The following is an 8,456-nucleotide window of genomic DNA, read 5'->3' as shown; positions in this document are numbered from 1 at the left end:
CTCTTGTGCGTTGTCTTCTTTATTTTCTGCCATATCTTAATTAAGACCCCCCCGCCGTGCTCGCCGCGTGCTGCCGGCCCCTCGCCCCCCCCCCCCCCGTTTCTCATGGAAGAGAGATCTTGTGTGTAAAAGATTTGGCGCAACCGCATGTGGTCCAAGTCGATTCCCTTTGTCGGCGTGACGTTCTAAACTCCTGTCCATGACCGAATCAAAAGCCATGATCCTCGGCTGCGCCGGGAAATCGCTCACACGCGACGAAATCAACTTCTATCGCAATGAATGCCCGTGGGGATTCATCCTGTTTGCGCGCAATATCAGCGAGACCGAGCAGATCCGCGATCTGATCGCCGCCATGCGCGACTGTATCGAGCGCCCGGACGCCCCGGTGTTCATCGACCAGGAAGGCGGCCGGGTGCAGCGCTTGCGGCCGCCGCTGGCGCCGAACTATCCGGCCGGCGGCGCGCTCGGCGCCTTGTGGCGCAACGACCACGACGCCGGCAACCGAGCCGCCTGGCTGATGGCACGACTGCACGCCTTCGATCTCTCGCGCTATGGCATATCAGCGGATTGCCTTCCGGTGCTCGATGTTCCGATCGAGGGTGCCAGCGACGTTATCGGTGCGCGCGCCTATGGCAACGAGCCTCGTGCCGTCATCGAACTGGGTCGCGCGGCGGCTGAAGGGTTGATGTCGGGCGGCGTGCTGCCGGTCATGAAGCATATCCCCGGGCATGGACGGGCTTTTGCCGACACGCATTTCGAACTTCCGACCGTCGATGCATCGATGAGCGACTTGCAGCGGCATGATTTCGCCCCGTTCAGGGAGCTCAATCATTTGCCGATGGCGATGACGGCGCATGTCGTCTACAGCGCGATCGACCCGAAGAATCCGGCCACGACGTCCGGCAAGGTCATCGACGAAATCATCCGCGGCGAAATCGGCTTCGACGGGCTGCTGATGAGCGACGATACCTCGATGAAGGCGCTTTCTGGGGATTTCCCGACAAAGGCGGCTGCGATCCTTGCGGCGGGCTGCGATCTGGTCCTTCACTGCAACGGCGTTTTCGAGGAGATGGCCGGCATTGCGTCGCGCACCACGGGGCTTGACGGCAAGTCACTGGAGCGTGCCAAACGGGCATTGACCTATATAAAGGACCGCGACGTGGCTGAAGAAACCGAGATACGCGCCGAGTTTGCAACCTATTTCGACGCTGTGGCCTAGCATCAAAGGGAACGGGAAGTGGCGGAAACATTGGACAGTAAGGCCGGCAAGGCCGCACCGATGGACCGCCTGTGGGCCGAGAATGACGATTCGAGGCTGACCGGCGATCCTGCGCTGGTCGTCGACGTCGCCGGTTTCGAAGGGCCGCTCGACCTTCTCCTGCATCTTGCCCGCAACCAGAAGGTCGATCTGTCGCGTATCTCGATCCTGGCGCTGGCCGAGCAATATCTGGCCTTCGTCGAGAAGGTGAGGGCGCTCAGGCTGGAACTCGCCGCCGACTATCTGGTGATGGCGGCATGGCTGGCCTTCCTCAAGTCGAAGCTTTTGATCCCCAAGCAGCCCGGCGACGACGGTGAAAGCGGCGAGGAACTGGCAGCGGTGCTGCAATTCCGGCTGAAGCGGCTGGAAGCGATGCGCGACGCGGCGGCACGGCTGGTCAACCGCAACCGGCTCGGACGCGACGTGTTCGCGCGTGGTATGCCGGAAATGGTCATCGTCGAGAAACGCAACGCCTATTCGGCCTCGCTCTACGATCTGTTGACCGCCTATGCGCAGCAGCGCCAGAAACAAGCAATCAACAATGTGACCATCGCCAGGCGCGGTGTGTGGTCGCTCAAGGACGCTCGCGACATCCTGAACAGGCTGATCGGCACGCTTGCAGACTGGACGGCACTGGACAGTTTCCTGGTCGAATATCTGACCGGCCCGGACGAGCGGCGCACCGCGATCGCCAGTTCGTTTGCGGCCACGCTTGAACTGGTGCGCGAAGGCAAAATGGAAATGCGGCAGGACGAGGTGTTCGCGCCGCTCTATCTGCGCGGCCGTGCGCAAGGCATCAGGGCAGTCGAGGTGGCATCATGAGTGAACGCGCCAACGCTTCGGTCATTCCGTTCAAGGTCGACGACGAGACCGAAGAGGGCATGCACGCGGAGACTCCGACAGAAAGTCAGGCCCAGAACTTGCCCCAGAATCCCGGCGAGCGGCTGCATATGGCAGAGGCCGTGCGCATGGCTGAGGCGATCGTTTTCGCCAGCGCCGAGCCGGTCAGCGAAAAGCAGCTTGCCGCGCGCCTGCCCGACGGCATCAACATCGCCGCGGCGATGGCCGAACTGCAGCAGATTTATGCGCGGCGCGGCGTCAATCTGGTGCGCGTCGGCGATGCATGGGCGTTCCGCACCGCCGGCGACCTCGCTTTCCTGATGAGCCGCGACACGGTGCAGCAGAGGAAGCTCTCCCGCGCAGCGCTCGAAGTGCTGGCGATCATCGCCTACCACCAGCCGGTGACGCGCGCCGAGATCGAGGACATCAGAGGCGTCGAGACCTCGAAGGGCACGCTGGACACGCTGATGGAGACCGAATGGGTGAAGATGCGCGGCCGGCGCCGCACGCCCGGTCGCCCCGTGACTTACGGCACCACCGACATCTTCCTCGACCATTTTGCACTGGAGGAGATCCGCGATCTTCCCGGCATGGAGGAATTGAAGGGCGCCGGGCTGCTTTCGGGCCGCATGCCATCGAATTTTTCTATTCCGATGCCGCCGGCCGATCCGGATGCGCTGACCGACGACGAGGATCCGCTGACCGACATAGACCTCGAGGAACTCGGTCTGTTGACGCCGCGCGTCGAGGACGATTGAGCACACCAGGCGTGCCGAAAGCCGTTGGTTTTTCGGGGCTGCGCCGATTGGTAGCGGCCAATGGCACCGAAAGTGCGTGACTTCGGCCATTCATTTATAAACTCTGTTGCGGTTGTGTTTGAATCCCGGCGCGAAAGCGCATAGATCATCGTCAGAGAAAACATTCGAGAGAGATTGTTATGGGTTCATTTTCGATTTGGCACTGGATGATCGTGCTGGTTATCGTGCTGCTGGTGTTCGGCCGCGGCAAGATTCCCGAGCTGATGGGTGACATGGCCAAGGGCATCAAGAGCTTCAAGAAGGGCATGGCCGACGACGATGTTGCCGACGACAAGCGCACCGTCGAACACCGTGCCGACGAAACCGTTTCGGCAGTGAAGGAAAAGGCCAGCAAGGGCTGAGCCAAAACTTTTAGTCGGAACGTATCGCCATGTTCGACATCGGCTGGACCGAGATGCTGGTGATCGCGATCGTTATGATCGTGGTCGTCGGGCCTAAGGATTTGCCCAAGATGCTGCGCACTTTCGGCCGCACGACGGCAAAGATGCGCGGCATGGCAGCCGATTTCCAGAAACAGTTCAACGACGCGCTGAAGGAGGCCGAGCTTGACGATGTCAAGAAGTCGGTCGATTCACTCAGGAGCCTCAACCCGGCCGCCGAGATCAGAAAACAGCTCAATCCGTTCGAGCAGGCGGCAGCCGACGTGCGCTCAGGGGTGGACGCGGCGATGAAGCCGAAGCCGGCCGTGGACGCGGCCACGCCAGCGGCTTCGACGCCGCAGGACACCGAGCTGAAGAATGGCGCGACGGTGCTGCCTGATATCAATGCCCCGGAAGCGGTGTCGGCGCCGCCGACCTTTCCGGCGATGACCGATGAGTCGGTGGTGATGCAAACGCCTGTCGGGACGGCGCCACCGGCGACATCGCAAAAGACCTCGGCAGCTGAGAAGAAGGCTGCGCCAGCGAAAGCGACGCCGGCCGCGAAAGCCGCAGCGAAGCCAGCAGCAGCAGCAAAACCTGCCGTGACAAAGGCCGCAGCTAAAAAGGTCGAGCCGAAGCCTGCACCGGCAGTGGTGAAGAAGCCGACTGCAGCCGCCAAAAAGGCGGCGGGAGCCAGCAAGTGAGCGTTTCGGAAAAGGACGAGATCGAACAATCGGCGGCTCCGCTGATGGAGCATCTGATCGAGTTGCGCCGGCGGCTGATGTGGTCGATCGGCGGGTTCTTCGTCGCCTTCCTGTTCTGCTTCTTCTTCGCCAAGCAACTGTTCAACCTGTTGGTCATTCCGTTCAAATGGGCGACCCAATGGGCAGGGCTCGACCCGCACAAGGTCGAGCTGATCTACACGGCGCCGCAGGAATTCTTCTTCACCCAGGTCAAGCTGGCGATGTTCGGCGGCATGGTGATCGCCTTTCCGCTGATCGCCACGCAGATCTACAAATTCATCGCGCCCGGCCTCTACAAGAACGAACGCAACGCTTTCCTGCCGTTCCTGATTGCTTCGCCGGTCCTCTTCCTGATGGGCGCGTCGCTGGTCTATTTCTTCTTCACGCCGATGGTGATGTGGTTCTTCCTCGCCATGCAGCAGGCCGGCACCGACGACCAGGTGCAGATTTCGCTGCTGCCGAAAGTGTCGGAATATCTCAGCCTGATCATGACGCTGATCTTCTCCTTCGGCCTGGTGTTCCAGTTGCCGGTGGTGACCAGCCTGATGGCACGGGTCGGCATGCTGTCGTCGCAGGCGCTGGTCGAAAAGCGCAAATGGGCGATCGTCATCGCCTTCGTCGTCGCGGCTGTGCTGACACCGCCCGACCCGATAAGCCAGATCGGCCTCGCCATCCCCACGATCATTCTCTACGAGGTCTCGATATGGTCGGCCCGGCTGATCGAGCGCAGCAAGGAACGGGAACGCCTGGCGCGCGAGAAGCGGGAGGCCGAAGAAGAGGTGGCCGAAAAGCCTGCGGACGTGTCGTCGGCGTAGTTCCTTCATAGGAGCCTCTCATATTTTCAAAGTCTGCGGGACAGCACCCCCCTCTGTCCTGCCGGACATCTCCCCCTCAAGGGGGGAGATTGGCAGCTTCGTCGACAGCTAACCTCTTCGGCTGCTGGAGATTAGCGAAAGTAGTGATGACATCCAATCTCCCCCCTTGAGGGGGAGATGTCCGGCAGGACAGAGGGGGGCGCGAAGGAACTCGGCCTTGACATCTTGCATCGATCAAGGATGCGGTTTACGCCCTCTGGCCTGAAACGCGATGCGTTTTAGGTCTTTGTTTTGGGCATGTCGTTGTCCCAAAACCGCTGTGCATTTTTGGGCGACATGCCCGCCGAGGACGATCAGACTATGCTCGACATCAAATGGATTCGCGACAACCCGAAGGCCCTAGTCGAGGCGCTCAAGAAGCGCTCGTGGTCACCTGAGGACGCGCAGTCCACGGTCGATGACCTGATCGCCGGCGATGAGGCGCGGCGCGAACATCTGACCGAGTTGCAGATCAGGCAGGAGCGCCGCAACGCCGCGTCGAAAGAGATCGGCAATGCCATGCGCTCGGGCGACGCCGTCCTTGCCGAAAAACTCAAAGCCGAAGTCGGCGAGATCAAGGCTTTCATCCAGAACGGCGAGGCGCGCGAACGCGAACTCGACAAGGCGCTGAACGACGCATTGGCAGTGCTGCCCAATGTGCCGCTCGACGACGTGCCGGTCGGCAAGAACGAGGACGACAATGTCGTCAAGCGCATCGTCGGCAAGGTGCCGACCCGCCCGAATTGGGTGAAGGAGCATTTCGAGGTCGGTGAGGCGCTCGGCATGATGGATTTCGAGCGGGCGGCGAAGCTTTCGGGCTCGCGCTTTACCGTGCTGAAGAGTGGACTGGCGCGGATGGAACGCGCACTCGGCCAGTTCATGCTGGACCTGCATACGACCGAGCACGGCTATGAGGAGATCCAGCCGCCGCTGATGGTGAATTCGGCGACTATGTACGGAACAGGACAACTGCCAAAATTCGCACTGGATTTGTATAGAATTCACGACGAAAGCAGCCATGCCCATTACGGTATGGAAGAACATACCGCAGTCATTCCCGGAATATTAAACCAAATCGATCTCTTTCCAAGACTTGTAAAATATCTGAACACGAGACGTGCGGATCCAGAAAGTGAAGCGCTGTATCAAGCTCTTGCTGACGGCTTCGGCGATACGACCTTGGAAAGTGTCGAGTATTTTGCGGATTATTTGAACTCAGTTGTCGATGGCTCGGAAGACAGCAACGGTTTGCTCTCGGATCGATGGCTCATCCCCACTGCCGAAGTCCCGCTTACCAACCTCGTGCGCGATGAAATCACACCGCATGAAAAACTGCCGCTGCGCTACACCGCGCTGACGCCGTGCTTCCGCTCGGAGGCCGGTTCGGCCGGGCGCGATACGCGCGGCATGCTGCGTCAGCACCAGTTCTACAAGGTCGAGCTGGTGTCGATCACCGACCAGGACTCCTCGCTTGCCGAGCACGAGCGGATGACCGAATGCGCCGAGGAAGTGCTGAAGCGGCTCGGCCTGCCGTTCCGCACCATGACGCTGTGCACCGGCGATATGGGCTTTGGCGCGCGCAAGACCTACGACATCGAGGTCTGGCTGCCGGGCCAGAACGCCTATCGCGAGATTTCGTCCTGCTCGGTGTGCGGTGATTTCCAGGCGCGGCGCATGGACGCCCGCTACAAGGACAAGGACGGCAAAGGCAACCGCTTCGTCCACACGCTGAACGGCTCCGGCACCGCCGTCGGCCGGGCTCTCATTGCTGTCGTCGAAAACTATCAGAATGAGGATGGCAGCGTAACCATTCCTGAAGCGCTTCGGCCTTACATGGGCGGTCTGGAAAAGATCGAATTAACGTAATGCGCATCCTCCTGACCAATGATGACGGCATCCATGCCGAAGGCCTTGCATCGCTTGAACGCGTCGCCCGCACGCTCTCGGACGATGTCTGGGTGGTGGCGCCGGAGCAGGACCAGTCCGGCTATGCGCATTCGCTGTCGATCTCCGAGCCACTGCGGCTGCGCAAGATCGGCGAAAAACACTTTGCCGTGCGCGGTACGCCGACCGATTGCGTCATCATGGGCGTGAAGAAGATCTTGCCCGCAGCACCCGACCTGATCCTGTCCGGCGTCAATTCCGGCGCCAACATCGCCGACGACGTCACCTATTCGGGCACCGTCGCCGGCGCCATGGAAGGCGCGCTGCTCGGCGTGCGTTCGATCGCGCTCAGCCAGGCCTATTCCTACATTGGCGAGGATCGCGTCGTTGCCTACGAGACAACCGAGGCGCTGGCGCCGGCGCTGCTCAAAAGGCTTGTCGCCATGCCGCTGCCGGACGGCGTGCTGCTCAACGTCAATTTTCCGAATTGCGCGCCAGAAGAGGTCGCCGGCACAGTGGTCACCTCGCAGGGCAAGCTCGTCCACAGCCTATGGGTCGACGAGCGCCGCGACGGCCGCGGGCTTCCCTATTATTGGCTGCGCTTTGGCCGCGAGCCGGTCGAGGGCAAGCAAGGCACCGACCTCTACGCCCTGCGCAACCGGCTGGTGTCGGTGACGCCGCTGCAGCTCGATCTCACAGCCCATGAAATCCGCGATCAACTGACCAAGGCGCTCGCATGAACCTGAACCACAGCCCGACGCTCGACGACCGCGAAGGCTTCGCCGCCTTCCTGCTCCGCTTGCGTGGCAGGGGCACGGTGCCGAAGGCGCTGATCGCTGCCTTCGAGGCGACGCCGCGGCGCGGCTTTCTCGCCGCGCAGTTCCATCCGCTCGCCTGGTCGGACCGGATGCTGCCGATCGAATGCGGCGAGGCGATCGAGGGCGCCGACCTGCAAGCCGCGGTGATCGCGGCACTTGCCATCGAGCCGGGCAACCGCGTGCTGGAGATCGGCACCGGGTCGGGCTACACGGCGGCGGTGATGTCGCGGCTTGCCGCGCGGGTCGTCACTATCGACCGCTACAAGACGCTGGCCGAGCAGGCCAAGCAGCGCTTCGAGGCGCTAGGAATCGGCAATGCCATCGTGCGCCAGGCGGACGGCTCCAACGGACTGGCCAATGAAGCGCCGTTCGATCGCATCGTCGCATGGGCGGCGTTCGACAGTCTGCCGCGCTTCCTGCTCGACCAATTGTCGAGCGGCGGCATCGTCATCGCTCCGATTGGACCCGAAGAGGGCGAGCAGGTGCTGGCCAAACTGACCAAGGTCGGCAGCCGCTTCGAACGCGACGACATCGGCCTCGTCCGCCTGCAACCGATCCTGCGCAGCGTAGCGGCGGTCATCTGATTATCCGACGCATCGCGCGCTTGGGGATCGATCAGCCGAAGCCTCTCGGTCGTCATCCTAGGGCGCAGCAAGGAGCGAAGCGACGCAGCGCAGACCCTAGGATCCATGCCGCGCCATCAAGGTGTTGCAACGGTGCGGAATGCTGCTCCTCTGCATTCTTCGGCTAAGGTAACGGAATGGATCCTAGGGTCTCCGCGACGGAGCTTCGCTCCTGCTCCGCCCTAGAGCGGTTCACGGCCTAACTGAATCGGAATGGATTCCCGTTTGGTCGGATTTGTGATTCAAGATGCTGGCTGGA

The 8,456-nt window shown here is 61.6% G+C and carries 9 protein-coding genes; all 9 read left to right on the top strand.

What is annotated here, in order from left to right; genetic code table 11:
• The first annotated feature begins 199 nt into the window (after positions 1 to 199).
• A complete protein-coding gene (nagZ, locus tag AC0L26_RS14940) occupies positions 200 to 1,219 on the top strand; it encodes a beta-N-acetylhexosaminidase (RefSeq protein ID WP_473633229.1) in 1,020 nt (339 codons plus the stop codon).
• A 60-nt stretch (positions 1,220 to 1,279) separates the two neighbouring features.
• Positions 1,280 to 2,080, top strand: coding sequence for a segregation and condensation protein A (locus AC0L26_RS14935; RefSeq protein WP_473633540.1), 801 nt, complete (start codon positions 1,280 to 1,282; stop codon positions 2,078 to 2,080).
• Complete coding sequence (gene scpB, locus AC0L26_RS14930) at positions 2,077 to 2,856, top strand: SMC-Scp complex subunit ScpB (protein WP_473633228.1); 780 nt, start codon at positions 2,077 to 2,079, stop codon at positions 2,854 to 2,856. The genes AC0L26_RS14935 and scpB overlap by 4 nt, the downstream gene beginning before the upstream one ends.
• A gap of 179 nt (positions 2,857 to 3,035) precedes the next feature.
• Complete coding sequence (locus tag AC0L26_RS14925; RefSeq protein ID WP_473633227.1) at positions 3,036 to 3,257, top strand: twin-arginine translocase TatA/TatE family subunit; 222 nt, start codon at positions 3,036 to 3,038, stop codon at positions 3,255 to 3,257.
• A gap of 29 nt (positions 3,258 to 3,286) precedes the next feature.
• Entirely contained in the window at positions 3,287 to 3,979 is a 693-nt protein-coding gene (gene tatB, locus AC0L26_RS14920; protein ID WP_473633226.1) for a Sec-independent protein translocase protein TatB, read from the top strand.
• Positions 3,980 to 4,023: 44 nt separating this feature from the next.
• Positions 4,024 to 4,833, top strand: a complete 810-nt coding sequence (gene tatC / locus AC0L26_RS14915) for a twin-arginine translocase subunit TatC (RefSeq protein WP_473633539.1) — start codon at positions 4,024 to 4,026, stop codon at positions 4,831 to 4,833.
• A 360-nt stretch (positions 4,834 to 5,193) separates the two neighbouring features.
• Positions 5,194 to 6,738, top strand: a complete 1,545-nt coding sequence (serS, locus tag AC0L26_RS14910) for a serine--tRNA ligase (RefSeq protein ID WP_473633225.1) — start codon at positions 5,194 to 5,196, stop codon at positions 6,736 to 6,738.
• Complete coding sequence (gene surE, locus AC0L26_RS14905) at positions 6,738 to 7,496, top strand: 5'/3'-nucleotidase SurE (RefSeq protein ID WP_473633224.1); 759 nt, start codon at positions 6,738 to 6,740, stop codon at positions 7,494 to 7,496. Before serS ends, surE begins: the two co-directional genes overlap by 1 nt.
• A complete protein-coding gene (locus tag AC0L26_RS14900; RefSeq protein WP_473633223.1) occupies positions 7,493 to 8,158 on the top strand; it encodes a protein-L-isoaspartate(D-aspartate) O-methyltransferase in 666 nt (221 codons plus the stop codon). The genes surE and AC0L26_RS14900 overlap by 4 nt, the downstream gene beginning before the upstream one ends.
• Positions 8,159 to 8,456 lie beyond the last annotated feature (298 nt).

It is taken from the genome of Mesorhizobium sp. WSM4823 (assembly GCF_055811195.1).
The sequence above is the reverse complement of the archived record's forward strand: the minus strand, read 5'-3'. Positions and strand labels throughout refer to the sequence as shown.

Excerpts from the sequence above, each read along its gene's own strand:
- nagZ (WP_473633229.1), top strand. The coding sequence starts at position 200 with ATGACCGAATCAAAAGCCATGATCCTCGGCTGCGCCGGGAAATCGCTC.
- AC0L26_RS14935 (WP_473633540.1), top strand. The coding sequence starts at position 1,280 with ATGGACCGCCTGTGGGCCGAGAATGACGATTCGAGGCTGACCGGCGAT.
- scpB (WP_473633228.1), top strand. The coding sequence starts at position 2,077 with ATGAGTGAACGCGCCAACGCTTCGGTCATTCCGTTCAAGGTCGACGAC.
- AC0L26_RS14925 (WP_473633227.1), top strand. The coding sequence starts at position 3,036 with ATGGGTTCATTTTCGATTTGGCACTGGATGATCGTGCTGGTTATCGTG.
- tatB (WP_473633226.1), top strand. The coding sequence starts at position 3,287 with ATGTTCGACATCGGCTGGACCGAGATGCTGGTGATCGCGATCGTTATG.
- tatC (WP_473633539.1), top strand. The coding sequence starts at position 4,024 with ATGGAGCATCTGATCGAGTTGCGCCGGCGGCTGATGTGGTCGATCGGC.
- serS (WP_473633225.1), top strand. The coding sequence starts at position 5,194 with ATGCTCGACATCAAATGGATTCGCGACAACCCGAAGGCCCTAGTCGAG.
- surE (WP_473633224.1), top strand. The coding sequence starts at position 6,738 with ATGCGCATCCTCCTGACCAATGATGACGGCATCCATGCCGAAGGCCTT.
- AC0L26_RS14900 (WP_473633223.1), top strand. The coding sequence starts at position 7,493 with ATGAACCTGAACCACAGCCCGACGCTCGACGACCGCGAAGGCTTCGCC.